Origin of the sequence: Aromatoleum bremense (assembly GCF_017894365.1) — a bacterium.
GTDB classification, from domain to species: Bacteria; Pseudomonadota; Gammaproteobacteria; order Burkholderiales; family Rhodocyclaceae; genus Aromatoleum; species Aromatoleum bremense.
The window spans coordinates 2756868-2775904 of the sequence record NZ_CP059467.1 but is presented as its reverse complement, the minus strand read 5'-3'; the positions used below and the strand labels follow the sequence as shown (position 1 = coordinate 2775904).

The window sequence follows — 19037 nt, the reverse complement described above, 5'->3', positions numbered from 1 at the left end:
AAGCGTTGAAGCATGCAATTCACGCCGCCTTTCCTATGCAAATCAAATTTATCCGATTCTACTTGCGATTCGAGCCTTGGGTATAGGGGATAGTTTACGAAGGATTGAGGCTTCCGGCCATCGAGGCCCATGTCCAGCGGTGCGCCGGTTCCCACCCCCAGCCAATCCCCCTCCCCGAGGTTGCACGGGGCGCGAGATTGCGCATGGATCCGCATGACGATACCGCGCTGCGCGGTGGTATAGTTCGGCCCCTGTAAGTAGACGGCCAATCGCAGACTCACACCATCGCACGCGGGCTGGAGATCGCCACGCATACAGCCGACAACGCTGTGTGGCTAAAACGCTCGATGTCTGTAACACAGTGTCGGGCAGGCACGCTGACTGCCGCAGCGTGGCCGCACAGATTGCAGCTACGCGAGTACTTGGCCTACTTGGCCCATAGAACGAACCGTACAGATGATCCAAAACATCAGCTCAGCATGGACCTACCGCGGCTTCATTCTCTCGTCGATTCTCAACGAACTGCGCATCCGGTTCGCGGGCAGTCGGCTGGGCGGGCTCTGGATGTTGCTACACCCGTTGATCGAGGTGTTGATGTATGCCCTGGTGCTGTCATCCCTGATGTCGACCAGGCTAGCCGGCATCGACAACCGCTTTTCGTATGCGATTTATCTGACTGCAGGCATTCTGGCGTGGACGCTCTTTTCCGAGACGGTCAACCGTTGCCTCAACGTCTTTGTCAGCAACGCCCATCTGCTCAAGAAAATTGCCTTCCCTGCGATCTGCCTGCCGCTAATCGTCAGTGGATCGGCTCTCACCAACAACCTTCTCCTGCTGGTTGCCATCACGTTCATTTTCGGCCTGGTGGGTCATTTTCCGGGTACAGAGTTTCTGTTTCTGCCGCTTCTCGTCATGACCACCGTCGTGTTCGGCCTTGGTCTCGGGTTGATTCTTGGCACGCTCAACGTTTTCATGCGCGACGTCGGCCAGATCGTGCCGGTCATTCTGCAGTTCGGCTTCTGGCTGACGCCGATCGTCTATCCTGAGCAGACCATTCCCGAAGCTTATCGCTGGCTGTTTGTGCTCAACCCCATGTATCACCTCAGCAGCGCCTACCAGAGCATCCTCGTATTCCATCAAATGCCTTCATTCACTGGCGTGTCTGCCGTGCTGGTGCTGGGCATTGGGCTACTGATGCTATCAATGTCGCTTTATCGCCGTGCCAAGCCCGAAATCGTGGACATGTTATGAACGCCGTGCTCAGTGTGATCGATCTCGGCAAAGCCTTTCGGACCTATAAGTCAGAATCGCAGCGGGTCCGCTCCTGGTTCGACAAACGGATCAAGGCCCGCGACGAGCATTGGGTGCTCAGAAACATCAGTTTTGACGTTCCGGCAGGCTCGGCGGTCGGCGTCGTCGGGCAGAACGGCGCGGGCAAAAGCACACTTCTCAAGCTCATCACCGGCACACTCGTGCCCAATGAAGGTCACATCCGTATTGTCGGCACGGTCGGCTCCATCCTCGAACTCGGCATGGGTTTCAATCCCGCCTTGACCGGTCGCCAGAACGCTTGGCACAGTCTGTCGCTCATGGGTTATTTACCCGACGAGATCGGTTCGGTGATCGAACAGATCGAAGCCTTTGCCGAGATCGGTAATTACTTTGACCAGCCGGCAAGAGTCTATTCCAGCGGGATGCAAATGCGCGTCGGCTTTGCCGCGATCACCGCGTTTCGCCCGGACATTCTGATCGTCGACGAAGCGCTGTCCGTGGGCGACGCCTACTTCCAGCACAAGAGCTTCAACCGCATCCGTGAATTCCGCGAGAAGGGTACTGCCTTGCTGATCGTCTCGCATGATCGCGCCGCGATCATGAGCCTGTGCGACCGCGCCCTCGTGCTGCATGAAGGCCGCATCGTGAAGGACGCCGAGCCGGCCGAGGCCATGGATTTCTACAATGCCATCATTGGCGAGCAAGGCATCGACACCGTTCGCGTCGTGCACAACGACGGCGGCCGGTCGCAAACACTCTCCGGCACCGGCGAAGCCACCGTCACCAAGATCGAGTTGCTCGATGTCGATGGCACGCCCGTCGACATCGTCGAAGTGGGCCAGCAGGTCTGCCTGCACATACAGGCTCGCGCCATCGCCCCCATCGAACGGCTCGTGCTCGGCTACATGCTGCGCGACCGCCTTGGGCAGGCCATCTATGGCACCAACACGCATCTTCAGGACCTGGTCCAGCATGACGTCGAAGCCGGCGAAATGATGGACTTCCGGTTCAGCTTCGACGCACGGCTCGGGCCGGGCTCATATTCCGTTTCGACGGCGCTGACGAGCAGCGAGAACCACCATCAGAACAACTACGAATGGCGCGATCTCGCCCTCGTGTTCGAGGTCATCAACGGATCCCGCATTCCGTTCGCCGGCTGCAACTGGATGAACCCGGCCATCGCCATCGACCGTCACGCGCCCGCTGCGCGGCAGACCGCCGGTGTCGACGCACCGGTACGGGTCCCATCTTGATCCTGCACATGAACAGCACCAGCATGCGGTTTCGTTCGGCAACGCGCTCCGCGCTGTTTGCACTTATGCGCGTCACACAGGCCCATCCGCGACTACATCGCCTCGCGCAGCGCGTGCTGACGCTCCTGCCGGGGGTCAATCGGTGGCTCATCCGGCAACTGAGCCCCGCCCCCGCTCCCGCTCCCATCGTGACCGCGGGATTCCCGGAAGACCCGCCCCGTCCACTTGGCGCCACGACTTCCGACCTGGATCACGTCAGACATCGGCTGCAGCACGCCCTGCACGCACGCCGCCGGAGCTGACATGCATATCCTGATCGATCTGCAGGCCTGTCAGACCCTCGGCAGCCGCAATCGCGGCATCGGCCGCTATTCGCTGGCGCTGGCCCGCGCGATGGCCGGGGTAGCGGCAGGCACACATCGCGTTAGCGTGCTGCTATCGGATCGCTTCCCCGATACCGTGACAGGTCTCCGCGACGTTTTTTCCCCGCTGGTCGGCGCCGCAAACATCCACACCATCTCCTTGCCGGCTGGATGCCATTACCTCGACCCGTCCAATTTCACACGACTACGCATTGCCGAACGCATTCGCGCTCATGCCATTCGCCAGATCAACCCCGACATCGTGCACGTCAGCAGCCTCTTCGAAGGGCTGGGCGACGATGCGGTGGTTTCGATCGAGCCGCCCCCCGGCGCAATGCAGCGCGTGGCCGTGACCCTGTATGACCTGATCCCTTATCTTCATCAGACAGTGTATCTGGCCAATCCTGCCACGCGGCACTGGTACTACCGCCGCCTGCAGGCGCTCAGGAACGCTGACCTGCTGCTCGCGATTTCCGAAAGTTCGCGTCAGGAGGCCATTGCGGCGCTCGGCATCGACGCGAGCCAGGTCGTCAACATGTCATCAGCGATCGACGAGCACTTCGTGCCCGTCGATATTGCCCCCGACGAACAACGTATGCTGTGTCGGCGCTTTGGCATCGCCCGCGACTTCGTGCTCTACACCGGCGGCATCGACTACCGCAAGAACGTCGAGGGGCTCATCCACGCCTACGCGATGCTCCCCGCCGACCTGCGCACACGCCACCAGCTCGTCATCGTCTGCAGCATCAATCCGGATGACGAGAGGCGTCTGCACGAAGAAGCGCGGAATCGCGGGATGTTGCCTGACGAACTCGTTCTGACCGGCTACGTGCCGGAAGCGGATCTCGTCAGGCTCTACAACCTTGCCAAGCTGTTCGTGTTTCCGTCGTTACATGAAGGCTTCGGCCTGCCGGTCCTCGAAGCGATGGCCTGCGGCACGCCTGCCATCGGTGCCGATCGCAGCAGCATTCCCGAGGTCATCGGCCGGGCGGACGCCCTGTTCGACCCCACCAGCCAGCAAGCCATCACCGCCGCCATCGTACACGCGCTGCGTGACGACGCCTTTCGTCAACAACTCGGCCGCCACGGACTCGAGCGCGCACGGCAGTTTTCATGGCGGGCGACGGCAAGCCGCGCGCTCGAAGCCTTCCAGGCCATCGCCCCGCCGCTCGCGCGGGCCGACATCGCCCCGTCGGTCGTGTCGGTCCCGCGGCAGCGCCTGGCCTATTTTTCGCCGCTGCCCAACGAGCGCAGCGGAATTGCCGATTACAGCGCAGAACTGCTCCCGGAGTTGGCCCGCCATTACGAGATCGAACTCGTCACCGACGCCACGCCACTCGACGAAGACTGGCTCCAGGCGAACTTCCCGGTGCGCAGCACTGAATGGTTCCAGCGCCACGCCGACCACTACGACCGCGTTCTTTACCATATCGGCAACAGTCAATTCCATGTGCACATGCTGCCGCTACTGCGGCGCCATCCAGGCGTCGTCATGTTGCACGACTATTTTTTGAGCGGCATGCTGCGTTACGCCGAAACGTTCGGTCATGAGACCCACGCCTTCCGCAACAGCCTGTTCCGCACGCACGGCTATGCCGCGCTCGTCGATCTGGCGCAGCGCGACGCCATGGCGCTGGAAATGGACTATGCCGCCAATCGTTCGATACTCGATTTCGCGCTCGGTGTGCTCGTGCATTCGCGTTACAGCATCGAACTCGCCGGGAGTGACTATGGTTCGCGCTATGCGGCGCGCTTTGCGTACGTACCCTTCGCCCGGCGCGCATTGTCTACGCCCTCCCGGGCCGATGCGCGCACACGGCTCGGACTCGACGCGGAGGCGTTCGTCGTCTGCGCTTTTGGCTTCATGGCACCGACCAAGCTGAATCTTGAACTGATCCAGGCCTGGCAGGGCTCGGCCTTGTCATCCCACCCACAGGCGCAGCTCGTCTTTGTCGGCCAGCATCCGTCCGAAGACTACGGCATGCAGGTCGAAGCCGCACGTCGCGGCAGCGGTTCCGCGATCCGCATCACCGGGTTCGTCAGCCCTGCGGACTACTCGCTGTGGCTTGCTGCGGCCGACGTCGGCGTCCAGTTACGCGCCCAGTCGCGGGGCGAGACCTCGGCTGCCATTTTTGACTGTCTGGCTTATCGTTTGCCACTGGTGTTCAATGCGCATGGCAGCGCAGCCGAGTTGCCCGACGATGTAGCCATCAAGCTGCCCGATCGATTGCACATCGCCTCGCTTGCCCATGCGCTCGAGCGACTATTCGACGACCCAGCATTGCGTGCGGATCTCGCCCGCCGGGGACACGACTTCGTCTGCCAACAACACGCCCCGCGACTTGCTGCACGCTGCTATGCAGACGCCATCGAATCCTTTTATCGGAATGCGCCGCTGGCCAGCGAATCGCGATTGCTCGACGACATTGCCAACCTCGACGCCGGCCCCAGCCTGAGTCCCGACGAATGCACCGAGATTGCCGCCTGTATCGCCCGCAACCGGCTCGATACCCGCCCGCCCCGATTGCTGCTCGACATCACTGGCATGTCACCGATGCTTCTTCGCCAATGGCTTCCCGAATTCGTGCGGCAGTTGCCCACACCCTGGCTGATGGAATGCGTCGAGCATGTCGATAGCGCATGGCGCACCAATCGCGCGAGTGTTTGCGCGGCACTCGGCATTCCCGAAGGCTTACCGGAAGAGCCTTTGCTGCCGGGCCACCAGGATGCCTGGCTGACGTTGTCTGCGAGCCAGCCCGAGCTGCCGCTGCCGGGCTTGTTCGCCCATCGTGCTGCCCGCCTCGAAAACAGCCAGTCTTCTTGTCCTGTGCTCCCCATCGTCCGGGCCATTGTCGACTGGCTACAGAGCCCCGGCACCTTCCCTCCGCCACTGCGACCGTTCGTATTGAGTCAGGCATGAGGCTCCTGCAAGCCGGTCTTGCTCGACTCGCCGCCCCGCTGCGCTGGCTGTGCGGTCTGCCGCGACGTCTGCACTGGCTCGAAACGGGAGTGATCGCGCACAACCAGCGCCTCGACAGCCTCGAGACGCACTGCGCTACGGTCGAAGCACGGAACCTGGTGTTAGAAACACAACACCGGGCGCTCGAAGCGTACGGACGCGCCCTCGAAGCGCACGGACGCGCGCTCGAAGCCCGTCTCGAGCCGCTGACCCGTCTGCACCACCCCGCGCCTATCGATTTCACGTGGCTGGCGCCGGCCCCGCGCTGGATCGAACTTGCCGAGCGGCGCATCGGCCGGTCGCTAAGCAATCTTGCGCCAGCCGAAAAGCGTGCCGCCTTCTACTCTTATTACAGCGAAATGGGCGGCGGGCACACCGACATCCTGCAGCAGCAGTATGCGGCCTATCTGCCACTGCTGCCGGGCAGCAACGGCCCTGTCCCGGCAACCGGCCTGCGCATACTCGACATCGGCTGTGGCGCCGGAGAATTCCTCGCCTTCTTGCGCAACAAGGGCATCCCGGGCGTGGGGATCGACCTTTCCGCCACCGAAGTGCAGCGTGCCGTCGCCGCAGGCCTTGACGTTGTCCACGCGACGGCGGCCGAATTCCTGCAACGTACTGACGAGTGCTTTGCTGCGATCACGCTGTTGCAAGTCATCGAGCATCTGCCGCCCGAAGACCTACTCCCCACGCTCGAAGCGTGTGTCGCTCGTCTCGCTCCCGGCGGCCTGCTGCTTGTCGAAACCATCAATCTGCGCCACCCGCTTGCGATCAACGGCTTCTACACTGACCCCACCCACCAGAAACCGCTCTCGGACAACTATCTTGGTTTCGTGCTGCAATGGCTGGGGTTGCAAGGGGTTCGCATCCTCTACAACCTCCCCGACCCCATGCCGGGCGTACCCGCCGACGATCCCACACGGCTGTATGCCAATTACACCGTATTCGGTTACGCCCCCGCGCCGGCCGGCCAGTGATGGGCTCGCTGCGCTTCGTTCTGGCCTGCCTCGTACTGGCCAGCCATCTCGGTCATAGCGTCTCTGGCCTTAATCCCGGCGTAACAGCGGTCGTCGTCTTCTACCTGCTCGCCGGCCATGTCGTCGGCGGCCTGTGGGAGAAATGGCGCAGCCAGCCGCATGCGCTGCGGCAGTTTTATGCCGATCGACTCTGGCGCGTGCTGCCACAGTACTATGCTGCGCTCGGCGCTGCCGCATTGTTATGGGCAGCAGGAGCACAATCCCCCTTTCTGGCCCTGGCGCCCGGGCCGCTCGAATGGGTCATCAACCTCGTCGTGCTGCCACTGGCCTACTTCATGTACACAGGGAAGGAAGGCTTTGCTCTCGTTCCCCCAGCGTGGTCGCTCGCCGTCGAGATCCAGTTCTACCTGCTCGCGCCCTGGCTGGCAGGACTCACCGCTGCACGTTTGGGCGGCGCCATCCTCGCCAGCCTGCTCGTCTTCACTGCAGCGCAGCTGCAATGGCTCGACGCTGACCACTTCGGCTACCGCCTGCTGCCGGGCGTCCTGTTCATCTTTCTCGCCGGAGCCGGTTTGCGCCGGCCGGCGCTGCGCCCAGCATTGCTGGCGCTGTGGGCCGTCATTGTGCTTTACACCGTCCTGCTGCGGTGGACCGGACATTACATACCGTTCAACCAGGAAGTCGCCCTCGGCGTCAGTTTGGGGGTGCCCGTGCTGGAAGGGCTACGCAGAATCCAGCCGCGAGGCCGGCTCAAGGCCTTCGATGAGCAGCTTGCGAGCCTGTCCTATGGCGTGTTTCTGTGGCATTTTCCCGTCACGTGGCTGCTGGAGCTGAACCCTCCGATTCTCACTGCGGGCGCCTTCGCCACCGTACTGGGTCTTGCGACCGCTTGTGCTTTTCTCAGCCACCACGGGGTGGAACGCCCGTTGTGGAGGCGTTTTCGACATATGACAGCAAGCGCACCCCGCAGGCCGTATTGACGGCCGTGCAATCGGATGCTCGTCAGCGAACTGAACGAGCATCCGGCCCATCTTTGCGGAGCAGCAGCCAGGCTGCATGTCGCCCAGTTTGACGATAACCCAATCAGGGACGAGTCGCGAGGGTCATGCTCACTTGCGCTCCCCCCACAGCGCTTCGGGCGCTCTTCACTCAATCTCGCGCCAGGCAAGCGAACGCGGGCACTAAAGTCGCAGACGCACCGGGCCTGAAGCCGCCGGCAGCAGTCACCTATCAGGCGTCGAGCCGTCACCCTATCTGCCATTGCAGGGCAAGCACGCATGTGTGCCCGCCGCATCCGCCCAAACAGGATATTCAATGCATACTCTTTGCGGTAACTAATATGAATGTGTAAGCAAATTTGACACACGACGAACGATTAAGGTAAAAAACAGGAGTATCATCGCATGGCGATTGCGCGGACGACTTCCCCGAACGAAATGGCGCGATACCCGCTGCTTCAAAGGGAGTTCGCCACAGTTCATAGGTCTTCCGGTAACACTTTTTGCATATTTTTCCTCTGTGCCGTCCCGCTTAACCAACAAAAACTAGCTAAGGAGCATAAATGGCTGTAACAACTCAACAACAAATCGCCGCGGCGTATGTTGCGTTTTTCAATCGGGCCCCCGACCTCGATGGCCTGAACTTCTGGGAAACCGAAGCGGCGAACTCCGGGCTGAACGATCTTGAGCTGATGCGCGACATCGCCGCAGGGTTCGCACAGCACCCGAGCTTCGATAGCCTCTACGGGGGTTTGGGCAATGCTGCCTTCATCGACGCCATCTACCTCAACATCGGCGGCGCCCCTGCCGATGCCAACGGCAAAGCGCACTGGCTCGGACTGATCGAAAGCGGCGAACTGTCCCGCTCCGACTTCGTCGCCGATTTCGTTTATGGCCTGCTTACCATCACCCCCGAAACACTGGACGGACTCGTCGCCAGCGGCGAGATCACCGAGCAGGAGAAGACCGACGCGCTCCTGCGCCAGGATCGCCTGACCAACAAGTCCGCAGTCGCGCTCAACTTCACCCAGGAAATGGGTGACGCTTCGAACCTGTCACCGGGCACCGATCCGCTCGACCCTGCCTCCCTTGCTGAGGATCCGGTGTACCAGGCCTCTCAGGCGATCATCGCCGGCGTCACCGAAGACGACGCCACGATGGATGCGCCGAATGCCTACCTGGCCGACACGCCGACCATCGAAGGCATCCTCGCCGCGTTCGGGGACGACGCCCCCGTCGCTGGCCAGACCTTCACGCTGACCACCGGTAACGACCTGATCCCGGGCCTCATCGGCTCGGCAGGCACGGCCGACACCGCCGGCGACGACAAGGTCATCGGCAATTCGTCGACGTTCAATCCGAGCGACGCGATCGACGCCGGCGAAGGCGCGGATCTTCTGAGTCTCGTGCTCAACGAAGCCGACACCACCTATGCCGGAGTGAACGTCGCGAACGTCGAGGCCCTTGAGTTGCGCGCGGTTGCCTCCGCCGCAGGAGACGAAGTGCGCGTCAGCATGACCGACTTCGACAGCGCGCTGGCCGATCTGCGCATCGTCAAGAGCACCGGCAACATCGCGATCGAGGACCTGCAGGCGGGCATCGCGGTCACGATCGACGATGTTCGGGGCAATGTCGACGTCGATTTCGACAATCAGAACGTCCCGGCTGCGGTCGACATTTCGGTGAACGAATTCGGCGAATCGGCCGGCGCTGTTGGTCAGCCGACGCTGTCGATCGACGAAGCCGTCGGCACGGTCAACCTCGTCGACGCCGCCGCGGGTCCGGCCTTCTACAACGACTTCGCGCTGATGGGCGGCTTCGGCACGCTCAACGTCACTGGCGGCGCGAACGGCACCGAGCTGACGACGGTCGTCGAATCGAGCGCGGACACGCTTGCCGCGGACTTCACCGGCAACGAGAGCGACGACAAGAACCTCACGGTCGTCACGCCTGATGGCCAGACGCTGACGCTCGCCACCGGCCAGTACGACGACGATGTCGCGATCGAGGTCCAAGGCGACGCGAACCTCACGGTCGAACTCGGCGAAGGCGCGAACAACCTGGACATCCTCGGCGGCGTAGTGCCCGACGGCTTCCTCGGGGTCGCTGCCGCGTCCAGCATCGACGCGGTCATCACCGCCGGCGCCGGCGACGATGTCGTCAACATCGAACCGTCCGCAGCCACGCTCGACGCGAACCTCGGCGACGGCAACAACCAACTGTTCATGGGTGACGGCAGCGATGTCAATGTCGTGACCGGCGCGGGCGACGACTATATCGCAACGGACGATCTGGGGTCGGCGACTTTCGCGCTCGGCGAGGGCGACAACACCCTGGTCGGCGACGATGTCGGCAGCATCGGCGTGGCCGCGGGCAGCGGCAACGATTACGTGGGTCTCGGCAGCGTCGGCTCGGCGGACATCGCGCTCGGTGACGGGGACAATCATTTAGACATCGATTCCGTCGGCTCGCTGCTCTTCACCAGCGGCGCCGGCCAGGACATGGTTCACGTCTACGGCACGGTCGATTCGGCGAATATCAGCGTCGGTGACAACGACGACCACGTCGGACTCTATGGCGGCAACGGCCTCGAGGACGGTTTCGGCAACGCGGCCGGTCATGCGATCGCAGGCGGCGACGGCAGCGACCGTTTGATTGTCGAGCGGCTGGCCCTGGTTGACGCCATCGGAGCGTTCGCGAACGTCACCAGCGTCGAAACGCTCGAGCTTTATGGCGACAACGGCGGCAGCCTGGACGGCGTGATCTCGGGCGCCAACGCGGCGGGCGTCGGCACGTACGCGTTCAACAGCAACACCTCCGGCGAAGACATCGCGCTGACGAACGTCGCGCACGACGTCACGGTCAACATGTCGCTGGTTCAAGGCGACACCGAAGGCCAGAACTTCACGCTGACGCAGACGCCGGACGACGGCACCAACACCGCGACGCTCGGCCTGAATCTCGCCGAATTCTCGGTCGGCTTTGCGGACACCTATTCGTTCGGCGTGATCACCGCCGACACGACCGAAACGCTCAATATCGCGGCGCAGCACACGAGCTCCGGCACGGACGACACGCTGGACATCGACAACCTCTTCTCTGCGGACCTCACGACGCTGAACTTAAGCGGCGACGTCAGCCTCAACTTCCTGAACGTCAACGCCCCGAACCTCGAACTGGTCGATGCGACCGGAACGACGGCCGGCGTTGCCATCGCCCTCGATGACGTCGCGGACGTGGTCACCGTCGAGGGCGGCAGCGGCAACGACAACGTCGTGCTCTACGACGCCGCCAGCCGCCTGATCGCAGACGGCGGCGCGGGCGACGACTACCTCGAAGGCTTCGGCAACGACGACGTGCTGCGCGGTGGCGAAGGCAATGACGTAATCGATGCCATGGGCGGCATCGACGAAGTCTACGGCGACGCCGGCGACGATCTGTTCAACTGGGACGCGGCAGAACTGAGCGCCGCCGACCTGGTCGACGGCGGCGAAGGCACCGACACCGTCGATCTGTCCAACAGCCTCGGCGTCCGTAACGACGACTTCTTCTTCGAGTGGTCGTCCGTTGAAAACCTGAACCTCGACGCGGGCGGCAACGACCTGACGCTCGGCGCAATCGCGACGGCCGCGGGCCTGCAGACGCTCCAGCTCAGCAACGACGGTGTGGATGGCGACACGATCACGCTGATCGAAGGCTTTGCGAGCGACGTCGCGATCCACCTGTCGAACGGCGCGGACACGATCGACGACACGCTCGACGCGGCGCATGCGATCGACCTTCGCGTCTTCGCGACCGAGACGCAGCTCACCGCGGCGGACACCCTCACGGGCGGCACCGGCAACGACACGCTGACGCTGACCTCGACGTTTGGCGGAGCCGCCGATATGACGGGCGTGACCGGCTTCGAGAACGTCGTCATCGAGCAAGGACCCAACGGTTACGAGTGGATGCAACTCGTCGTCGGCGCTGATACCGTGGTGGCCGACGGCGGCACGCTGAACGTCGATGCAACCGATCAGACGACGTGGTTCTCGTTCGACGGGTCCGCGGAAACGACCGGTGGCGGCCGCTTCAACGTCACCGTCGGTGATCACGCGAGCACGATCATCGGTGGTGCGGGCGACGACATCATCACTGGGGGCCATGGCTTGTTCGGCGTCGAAGGGCCGACCGGCCACGACATCGACGGCGGGGCGGGCAACGACACGATCACGCTCGGCGACGGCAGTGTGCTGGACGAAGCCGCCACGGTCGACGCCGGCACCGGCAACGACACGGTCACGACCGGCGGCGGCGACGATGTCATCGTCGGCGGGGACGGCAGCGACCTCATCAACGCAGGCAACGGTGCCAACATCGTGACCGGCGGTCTGGGTGGCGACACGCTGACCGGCGGCACCGACGTCGATACCTATGTCTACGTCAGCCAGGCCGAATCGACCGGTCTGAACCACGACGTCATCACGAACTTCGCAGGTGGATTCGGCGGCGACGTCATCAACCTGCAAGGCGTGCTGGCTGAAGCGGGCCTGGCCGGCGACATCGTCTTCCTCGGCAATTTCGCCAACACGACGCTCGCCAACACCGCGCTGGCGTCTGGTGACACCAACCTCGACGCGGTCTTTGTCACCGGCGAACAATTCGTCTATGTCGACGTCAACGACAACGGCGTCATCGACGACAGCGACATGGCCATCGAACTGACCGGCGTGGCCTCGCTGACGGCGGACAATTTCGCCGTGCCGGTGTAAGCGGCATCAGGACAGGGCGACCCATCGCGGGTCGCCCCACCCTTGCATAGGCCGACCTTTGGGTCGGCCTTTTTTCGTCGACCGCTCGAGCGCTGTATGCTCAGGATGCAACGAAGCCACGCGCCCCGAAGCGGAGACGTAACGGATATCCACGATCCGGGGTAACCACCCGGCATTCCTCGTCTGCCGTGGACTCAGCGAGGGGCTGTAGCGCACCGTGAACGGCACGCGCGAGCGACCGGCGCATCGGGAGAAAGCGAAAAAAGGGGCCAGGCTCATTTACTCAAAAGCGAAAAAAGGGGCCAGGCTCATTTAATTAAGTATTTCGCCTACAATGACGCATCTGCCTACAAAGACACACGCCATGCCGACGATCAGCATGTTCTACGGCATCATCATCAGCCTTTACTTCTACGATGATCAGAGGCACAAATTGCCTCACATTCATGCGAAATATCAAGGCCAGGATGCTTCTTTCTCGATTCTGGACGAATCAGTTCTGGCAGGGGGAGATTCCGGTCGCCAAGGCCCGATTGGTTCAGGCGTGGATTGAGATTCATCGAGAGTCGCTGTTGGCCGATTGGGAACTCGCCGTCAACGGCGAGAAACCATTTGCCATCGAACCCTTGCGCTAGGAGGCGAAATGGAATCTGTGACGCGCGTTGTACCCCGGGAAGACTTTTCCCTCGAACTCTGGTTCAACACTGGCGACCATCGCCTGTTCGATGCGCGACCGTATTTGAACCGAGGTGTGTTTACGTCGCTTCAGGATGTCGCGCTATTCAAGCAGGCATTCGTCGCGCTCGACACCGTGTGCTGGCCGGGTGATCTGGATATTGCTCCCGAAACCCTCTATGACCTCTCGGTTCCGCTGACGGACTAAGCACGCCTTGCCCCGCCGTCCCCGTATCCACCTGCCCGGCGTTCCCATCCATCTGGTGCAGCGCGGCCATAACCGGGAGGCCTGCTTCTTTACCGATGAGGACTTTCTGGCCTATCGGGAATGGCTGGCCGAGGCGCTGCAAAAGACCGGCTGCGCCTTGCATGCCTATGTGCTGATGACCAACCATGTGCATCTGCTGCTCACGCCGCCGACCGCGCAGGCAGTCTCGCAACTGGTGATTTCGCTCGGGCGGCGCTATGTGCAGTACATCAACAAGACCTACCGTCGCACCGGCACCTTGTGGGACAGCCGCTACAAGTCTTCGCTGGTGCAGGCCAATGATTATTTATTGCTCTGTCAACGTTACATCGAGTTGAATCCGGTGCGGGCCAACATCACGGACGATCCGGCGCATTACCGCTGGAGCAGCTATCAGGCGAATGGCCTGGGGCAGTCCGATGCGCTGCTGACGCCGCATGCGTTGTATCTCGGGCTGGATGGCGACGCGACATCTCGCCAAGCGGCCTATCGGGCCTTGTTCCGCAGCGAACTCGATCATGAGGCGCTGACGGATATCCGCCTGGCGCTGAACCAGGGGCAACCGTTGGGCAAGGGGCGCTTTCTCGATCAGGTCGAACGGATGATCGGCCGTCGCTGCGAGGTGCGTCCGCGGGGTCGGCCGCGTAAAATGGCTGAACCAGGCAATGCGCAGGAGCAGCAGACCACGCTGCCGATTTGACCGCCGTTCCGCCAGCACCGACTTTTGCTTACAAGCGCGGCATCATCATTTCGACGTTTTTCGAGATCAAGGAAAAGCATCACCTTCCGCACGTTCACGTTCGTTATCAAAGTGATAGGGCATCGATTGCCATTGAGGACGGTATGTTGCTCGCAGGCGCATGGTGCACCCGAAGGGCTCTGCCCTGATGGCGGTGCTGGGTCTGAACAAAGGGCAGAACCTGTTCGTCGGCCCGGACGGGCGCCTGGCTGGGTGTCTATATTCCCGCAGCCTACCGGGGCTATCCCTTCCAGTTGGCCAACACACCCGATGGCAAGCAGGTGCTGTGCGTGGTCGCGCGTGTTAACTGGAAGTACCAAAGTCGCTGCCAGCGCCTGCTACCTTTGCGCCGGCACGTGCGCGCTGTTCGTACTCCGCCTCGAACATCGCCAGCCGCTGGTTGAGGCGGCGCACCTGCCTTTCGAGCCGGGTATTGGCAATATCGGCAAGCAGGGCCTTGATCAGCAGGACGACTACACCCGCAAGCAGCAGCAGCGCCGGCGGATAGGCGATGCCGGCAACGAAGGCGATGCGGTCGAGCAACATCGGCCAGGCGCCCAGCAGCGCGGCGGTGGCGGCAACGATGATCCATGAAACACCGTGACTCAGATGCAGGTGGTCGCGGCGTACGAGGACGAGGATCGCCGTCGCGAGCGCAGCCCCCAGGAGAGAGGTGGTGAGATTGAGGGAGATCATCGGCTGAGGTGGTGTTTGGGGTGCCAGCGCGCAAGACATAGCAGCGTGCTTTCCGCCATGTAGCGGGCGACGCGAGACCAGCTGGCGAAGATGCGCGACGGACCGGTGGCGCGCGGGTACATTGCGACCGGCACTTCGGCGATCTCGAGGCCCGCATGACGCAGCATCAGCAGCACGCCGAGATCCTGATAATCCAGCAACGTGGCTTCATCCGCGGCGAGGACCTCACACGCGGCGCGATTGTAACAGCGGAACCCGGAGGTGAGATCATCAATGCCGAAGCCGGTGATGGCGCGGAAATAGCGCCATGCGATCCTGCGCAGGCGGCTGCCGCGCTGGGGGAAGGCGCCGATGACGACATCGTGGCTGCGGGCGGCGGCGAGCAGCACGGGGATGCAGGCCGGTTCGTGCTGGCCGTCGGCGTCGATCGTGACGACCTGGCGGTAACCGTGACGCAGCGCATAGCGGATACCGGTCTGCATCGCCCCCCAGGCGCCCAGCGGCAGGACCGGCGACAGCACGGTGGCGCCGGCCGCCGCCGCGATCGCCCCGGTCGCATCAGTGCTTTGATCATTGACGACGATGACATCGCGCCAGCCGGCTTCGTGCAGACTGCGTATCACAGCCGCGACCGTTTCGGCCTCGTTCCGCGCCGGTATCACGATGAGGAGTTCCTTGTCGGGCGCGTCCACTGCCGCGTCGGGCACGACCGCCGCATATTCGGAGGCGATCGATTCCACGCACCGGTCGAGCGCAAACTTCTTGCAAAGCGCCCGCTGTCCCTGCACGCCGCAGCCTTCGCGATAGTGGGGATCACGCTGGAACGCGCGGATTGCGTCCCGCCACGCAGCGACATCTTCGACCGGCACCGCCACCCCCGCGCCGCCTTCGCGGACTACCCAGGGCATGCCCGAGCCGGGCAGGTCCGCGACGATGCAGGGCCTGGCGTAGCGCATCGCTTCGAGCAGGACGATGCCGAAGGCCTCGGTACGCTCTCGCGACGCGAGGCAGAACACGTCGCAGTCCTGCAGCAAGGCGTGCTTGCCGGCGTCGTCAATACCACCCAGCAAGCGGATGTTCGGCTCGATGCCCGCGGGGGTAAATTCGTCGATCAGCGTTTCAAGCGTGGGGCGAAGCGCTCCTTCGCCGACGATGAGCAGCTCGACGCCGGGCATCGCGGACACCGCGCGGATCAGCGTCTCGAATCCCTTGTAATAGGTCAGCCGGCCGATCGACAGCAGCCTGAAGTTGCCTTCCCGCCACGATGGCGCGGAACCAGTGCCGGCGTGCTCGGGCAAGCGCCCGCTGTCAAGCGCGAGCGGTATGACGGTGCATTTGTCGCGCCAGCGCGACAGCGGCTCCGAAGCCTCCAGGTACGGCGGCGAGGTGACGAGGATGCGCTCGGCGCGGTCGAGCACCGCCTGTTCGAACGGACGATACAGCCGGTAGGCCAGCGCCAGCGCGCCGCGAATACGCGACACGACGACATCCGAGTGCCAATGCACGACCCACGGCAGATCCCGCGCGGGCAACAGCAGCAGCGCCCAGAACGCCGAGGTGTTGGGCAGATGCAGATGCAGCACATCCGGGTGGAACTGCCTGATCGCCGCGGCGAGCGCGGTGCGGAAACCCGGCGCCAGCGGCGCGTAGACGAGATGGCCCCAGACCGGCACGCGCATCAGCCACTCCGGGTCGTCCGGCAAGGGTTGGCCATGCACCAGCGCGGCAGCATCGATGCCCCGGGCGCGCTGGGCACAGACGAGGTCGGCGAGAAAAACTTCCATGCCACCCGGATGGGGCGGAAAAAACTTGCCGATGTGCAATACGCGCATGTTCGCAAGGCTAGGCGCGACGAATAGTCACCGGCCGAAGATCAGGTTGGGGGATGCGGCAGGACGGGCGATTGTAGCGCCTTTCAGACGACGCGACGCAATAACGGCAACCTGCCGATCACCCAGGCCATCGCGGCGGCGAGCGCGAACACCAGCACGGAGATCACCGGCACGGTCCACCACGCACTGCCGCTGGACAATGAGAGACCCAGCGTTTCGCGCGTGAAATCGATGAACAGGACGTGGACGCAGTAGATGCCCAGCGAGTGAGCGGAAAGCATCCTGACCGCGGGCGAAATCCACGAATCCGCGCGCTGGGCGGCGCCGAGGAACAGGAACGCGCCAATCGATCCGAGCAGGACGAAAGGCGACAGGTAGGAATAGAAAATCTCATCGGGCGCTCCGGCCTGCAGCGCGCGGTAATGCGTCGCTGCGGCGACGGCTGCTGCCGAAAGCGCAAACAGCGCGAAGCCTGGCAGGCGATTGCTGCGCCGCAGCAGATGGCCAAGATGCGCGCCAACGAGCAGATACACCGCCATCCCCAGGAACGAGTGCAGCCAGTACACGTCGATCAGGTCGTACGAGAAATTGAAATGCGCCGCTGCGACGGGCCATATGCAGCTGACGAAGGCCCACATCAGCAGGAAAAAACGGTTTTCCGCCACCGAGGCATGAAGGTGAACCGCTCGCATCACCGGCACAAACGCGTAGATGCCGAACAGGGCATACAGGTACCAGAGATGGTACTGGACGGGGCCGATGGTCAGCCGGCGGACAAAGCCCACCGCATCGGTGACGCTATACCCCTGCATGAACGCGTACACCGCGGACCAGAACAGCAGGGCCGGCAGCACCCGGCGCGCGCGTCGAAACAGGAAGGAAGCCAGCGGCTGTTCCCTGTTCAGCAGCAAGACACCCGTCACCATCAGGAACAGGGGCACGGCGGCGCGCACGAGGGAATCGTAGAGGTTGATGGCGAACCAGTTGTCGTCGAAGCGGTAGAACCCGCCCGCGGCGACATGGAGCACAACGACCAGAAACGACGCCACCGCGCGTATCACGTCGAGCCCGTAATGCGACTCCGCCTTCATCGCCGCTCCTTGTCGGCCGGAACCAGCCGAGGCTTCACGAAGGGTTTCTTGATGAAATGCCAGTTCACGGCCACGGCAGCATGCAGGATGTCGATGAACGGGTACTGCGGCGGGCGGAATGTCATCATGCTGGGGGCGAAAAGGCACCGAAAATGCTGGCCGGCGATCGTACACAAGCTGACTGAAGCGCGTACATGCGCCGGCGCGGGCGCTGACTTTACCAGATTCGCGTATTCGACCGTCCATCCCGGACGAACCCCGTCTATCGCGCCTCGTGCCATGTACGCCGGTCGCGCGGGCCCGCGCACTGCCTCTGCTACACTTGCCCCCTCCCGCGCCAGCCCGTGCGCTGCACAAATCACCTTCACCCTTCAGCACCGAATACTTTCAGACCATGGCAAACATCCAACCTGTCACCTTCGCCAAGTACGGCAAAAAACGCTGGCAGCATTTTTCGTCGTATGCCTTTGCTGCCCAGACCGCCCTCGTCCCGCTGATGCTGACTGAAGTTCGCAACGCGGCAAGCGCTTTCCCGATCGGCTTCGTCAAGCACCAGAACAACTGCTTTCCAGTCGCGATCCTGGGCCTGGAAGCGGAGGCCAACGTGTTCGTCGATGAACAAGGCCAATGGCTGGGTGCCTACACGCCGGCGGCCTTCCGGGCATGGCCGTTCTCGGTGAGCTATGCCGAGCGCGGCGAAAAACTGCTGTGCGTCGACGAGGACAGCGACTTAATCACCGACGGACCGGACGGTGAAGCGTTCTTCAACGAAGACAAAACACCGTCCGAAGCACTGCAGGGCGTGACGCGTTTTCTCGCCCGCTTCACGCAGGATCGCGACCCCTCTCTTGGCGCCTGCTCGGCGCTCGAAGCGGCAGGCCTGCTGCAGCCGTGGACGGCGGCGGTGCGTACCGGCAGCCGGCAGTGGACGATGGATCAATTCCTGCGTATCGACGAAGAAGCGCTGAACAAGCTACGCACCAGCACCTTGGCTTCGCTGCACAAGGTCGGCGCCATCTCGCTCGCCTATTCGCAACTGCACTCGATGGCCCACCTGGCGCTGGTGGGGCGTCTGGCCGAGCAGCGCCTGCCGCAAGCGGACGCGAGAGCAGAAACCGTTTCTCGGGACGCCTGAACGGGCCGCGCCGGCCGGGTGGCGTTCAGTTCACGCGCGGCGCCGCC

The 19037-nt window shown here is 63.0% G+C and carries 15 protein-coding genes; 12 read left to right on the top strand and 3 right to left on the bottom strand.

All coding sequences use genetic code 11. The annotated features are described in order from the left end of the window. Positions 1-456: 456 nt before the first annotated feature. The 11 genes from pbN1_RS13050 to pbN1_RS21160 all read left to right on the top strand — a co-directional run bounded on the left by pbN1_RS13050 (position 457) and on the right by pbN1_RS21160 (position 14385). The gene (locus tag pbN1_RS13050; protein WP_169202935.1) at positions 457-1251 is read left to right on the top strand and encodes an ABC transporter permease; all 795 of its coding nucleotides are present in this window, start codon (positions 457-459) and stop codon (positions 1249-1251) included. Beyond that, positions 1248-2525, top strand: coding sequence for an ABC transporter ATP-binding protein (locus pbN1_RS13045; RefSeq protein WP_169202936.1), 1278 nt, complete (start codon positions 1248-1250; stop codon positions 2523-2525). The genes pbN1_RS13050 and pbN1_RS13045 overlap by 4 nt, the downstream gene beginning before the upstream one ends. Before the next feature lie 303 nt (positions 2526-2828). Next, positions 2829-5807 carry a glycosyltransferase gene (locus pbN1_RS13040; RefSeq protein WP_169202937.1) on the top strand — a complete coding sequence of 993 codons (2979 nt, stop codon included), beginning with the start codon at positions 2829-2831 and terminating at the stop codon, positions 5805-5807. After that, the gene (locus tag pbN1_RS13035) at positions 5804-6823 is read left to right on the top strand and encodes a class I SAM-dependent methyltransferase (RefSeq protein WP_169202938.1); all 1020 of its coding nucleotides are present in this window, start codon (positions 5804-5806) and stop codon (positions 6821-6823) included. The genes pbN1_RS13040 and pbN1_RS13035 overlap by 4 nt, the downstream gene beginning before the upstream one ends. Continuing rightward, a complete protein-coding gene (locus pbN1_RS13030; RefSeq protein ID WP_169202939.1) occupies positions 6823-7803 on the top strand; it encodes an acyltransferase family protein in 981 nt (326 codons plus the stop codon). The genes pbN1_RS13035 and pbN1_RS13030 overlap by 1 nt, the downstream gene beginning before the upstream one ends. Positions 7804-8384: 581 nt before the next feature. After that, positions 8385-12575: a beta strand repeat-containing protein gene (locus tag pbN1_RS13025; RefSeq protein WP_169202940.1), complete on the top strand. Its 4191-nt coding sequence runs from the start codon at positions 8385-8387 to the stop codon at positions 12573-12575. 364 nt (positions 12576-12939) lie between these two features. Further along, the gene (locus pbN1_RS13020) at positions 12940-13128 is read left to right on the top strand and encodes a DUF4160 domain-containing protein (RefSeq protein ID WP_210147498.1); all 189 of its coding nucleotides are present in this window, start codon (positions 12940-12942) and stop codon (positions 13126-13128) included. Beyond that, the gene (locus pbN1_RS21165; RefSeq protein ID WP_425305739.1) at positions 13109-13210 is read left to right on the top strand and encodes a DUF4160 domain-containing protein; all 102 of its coding nucleotides are present in this window, start codon (positions 13109-13111) and stop codon (positions 13208-13210) included. The genes pbN1_RS13020 and pbN1_RS21165 overlap by 20 nt, the downstream gene beginning before the upstream one ends. Positions 13211-13218: 8 nt before the next feature. Further along, positions 13219-13458, top strand: a complete 240-nt coding sequence (locus tag pbN1_RS13015; protein WP_169118573.1) for a DUF2442 domain-containing protein — start codon at positions 13219-13221, stop codon at positions 13456-13458. A gap of 7 nt (positions 13459-13465) precedes the next feature. Continuing rightward, on the top strand, positions 13466-14197 hold the full coding sequence (locus pbN1_RS13010) for a transposase (protein ID WP_169202941.1): 732 nt from the start codon (positions 13466-13468) through the stop codon (positions 14195-14197). Beyond that, positions 14194-14385 (top strand): DUF4160 domain-containing protein, encoded by a 192-nt coding sequence (locus tag pbN1_RS21160; RefSeq protein ID WP_169202942.1) that lies wholly within the window; start codon positions 14194-14196, stop codon positions 14383-14385. Before pbN1_RS13010 ends, pbN1_RS21160 begins: the two co-directional genes overlap by 4 nt. Before the next feature lie 154 nt (positions 14386-14539). Here pbN1_RS21160 and pbN1_RS13000 read toward each other — a convergent pair whose 3' ends face one another. The 3 genes from pbN1_RS13000 to pbN1_RS12990 all read right to left on the bottom strand — a co-directional run bounded on the left by pbN1_RS13000 (position 14540) and on the right by pbN1_RS12990 (position 18101). After that, positions 14540-14932, bottom strand: a complete 393-nt coding sequence (locus pbN1_RS13000) for a DUF2304 domain-containing protein (RefSeq protein ID WP_210147497.1) — start codon at positions 14930-14932, stop codon at positions 14540-14542. Further along, the gene (locus pbN1_RS12995; protein WP_210147496.1) at positions 14929-16764 is read right to left on the bottom strand and encodes a glycosyltransferase; all 1836 of its coding nucleotides are present in this window, start codon (positions 16762-16764) and stop codon (positions 14929-14931) included. The genes pbN1_RS13000 and pbN1_RS12995 overlap by 4 nt, the downstream gene beginning before the upstream one ends. Positions 16765-16847: 83 nt before the next feature. Beyond that, positions 16848-18101: an acyltransferase gene (locus pbN1_RS12990; protein ID WP_210147495.1), complete on the bottom strand. Its 1254-nt coding sequence runs from the start codon at positions 18099-18101 to the stop codon at positions 16848-16850. Positions 18102-18177: 76 nt separating this feature from the next. Between pbN1_RS12990 and pbN1_RS12985 the strand changes: the two genes are divergently transcribed. Then, complete coding sequence (locus pbN1_RS12985; RefSeq protein WP_169204231.1) at positions 18178-18990, top strand: SapC family protein; 813 nt, start codon at positions 18178-18180, stop codon at positions 18988-18990. Positions 18991-19037: the final 47 nt, after the last annotated feature.

Coding starts and splice junctions, on each gene's coding strand:
- pbN1_RS13050 (WP_169202935.1), top strand. CDS start 457: ATGATCCAAAACATCAGCTCAGCATGGACCTACCGCGGCTTCATTCTC.
- pbN1_RS13045 (WP_169202936.1), top strand. CDS start 1,248: ATGAACGCCGTGCTCAGTGTGATCGATCTCGGCAAAGCCTTTCGGACC.
- pbN1_RS13040 (WP_169202937.1), top strand. CDS start 2,829: ATGCATATCCTGATCGATCTGCAGGCCTGTCAGACCCTCGGCAGCCGC.
- pbN1_RS13035 (WP_169202938.1), top strand. CDS start 5,804: ATGAGGCTCCTGCAAGCCGGTCTTGCTCGACTCGCCGCCCCGCTGCGC.
- pbN1_RS13030 (WP_169202939.1), top strand. CDS start 6,823: ATGGGCTCGCTGCGCTTCGTTCTGGCCTGCCTCGTACTGGCCAGCCAT.
- pbN1_RS13025 (WP_169202940.1), top strand. CDS start 8,385: ATGGCTGTAACAACTCAACAACAAATCGCCGCGGCGTATGTTGCGTTT.
- pbN1_RS13020 (WP_210147498.1), top strand. CDS start 12,940: ATGCCGACGATCAGCATGTTCTACGGCATCATCATCAGCCTTTACTTC.
- pbN1_RS13015 (WP_169118573.1), top strand. CDS start 13,219: ATGGAATCTGTGACGCGCGTTGTACCCCGGGAAGACTTTTCCCTCGAA.
- pbN1_RS13000 (WP_210147497.1), bottom strand. CDS start 14,932: ATGATCTCCCTCAATCTCACCACCTCTCTCCTGGGGGCTGCGCTCGCG.
- pbN1_RS12995 (WP_210147496.1), bottom strand. CDS start 16,764: ATGCGCGTATTGCACATCGGCAAGTTTTTTCCGCCCCATCCGGGTGGC.
- pbN1_RS12990 (WP_210147495.1), bottom strand. CDS start 18,101: ATGGACGGTCGAATACGCGAATCTGGTAAAGTCAGCGCCCGCGCCGGC.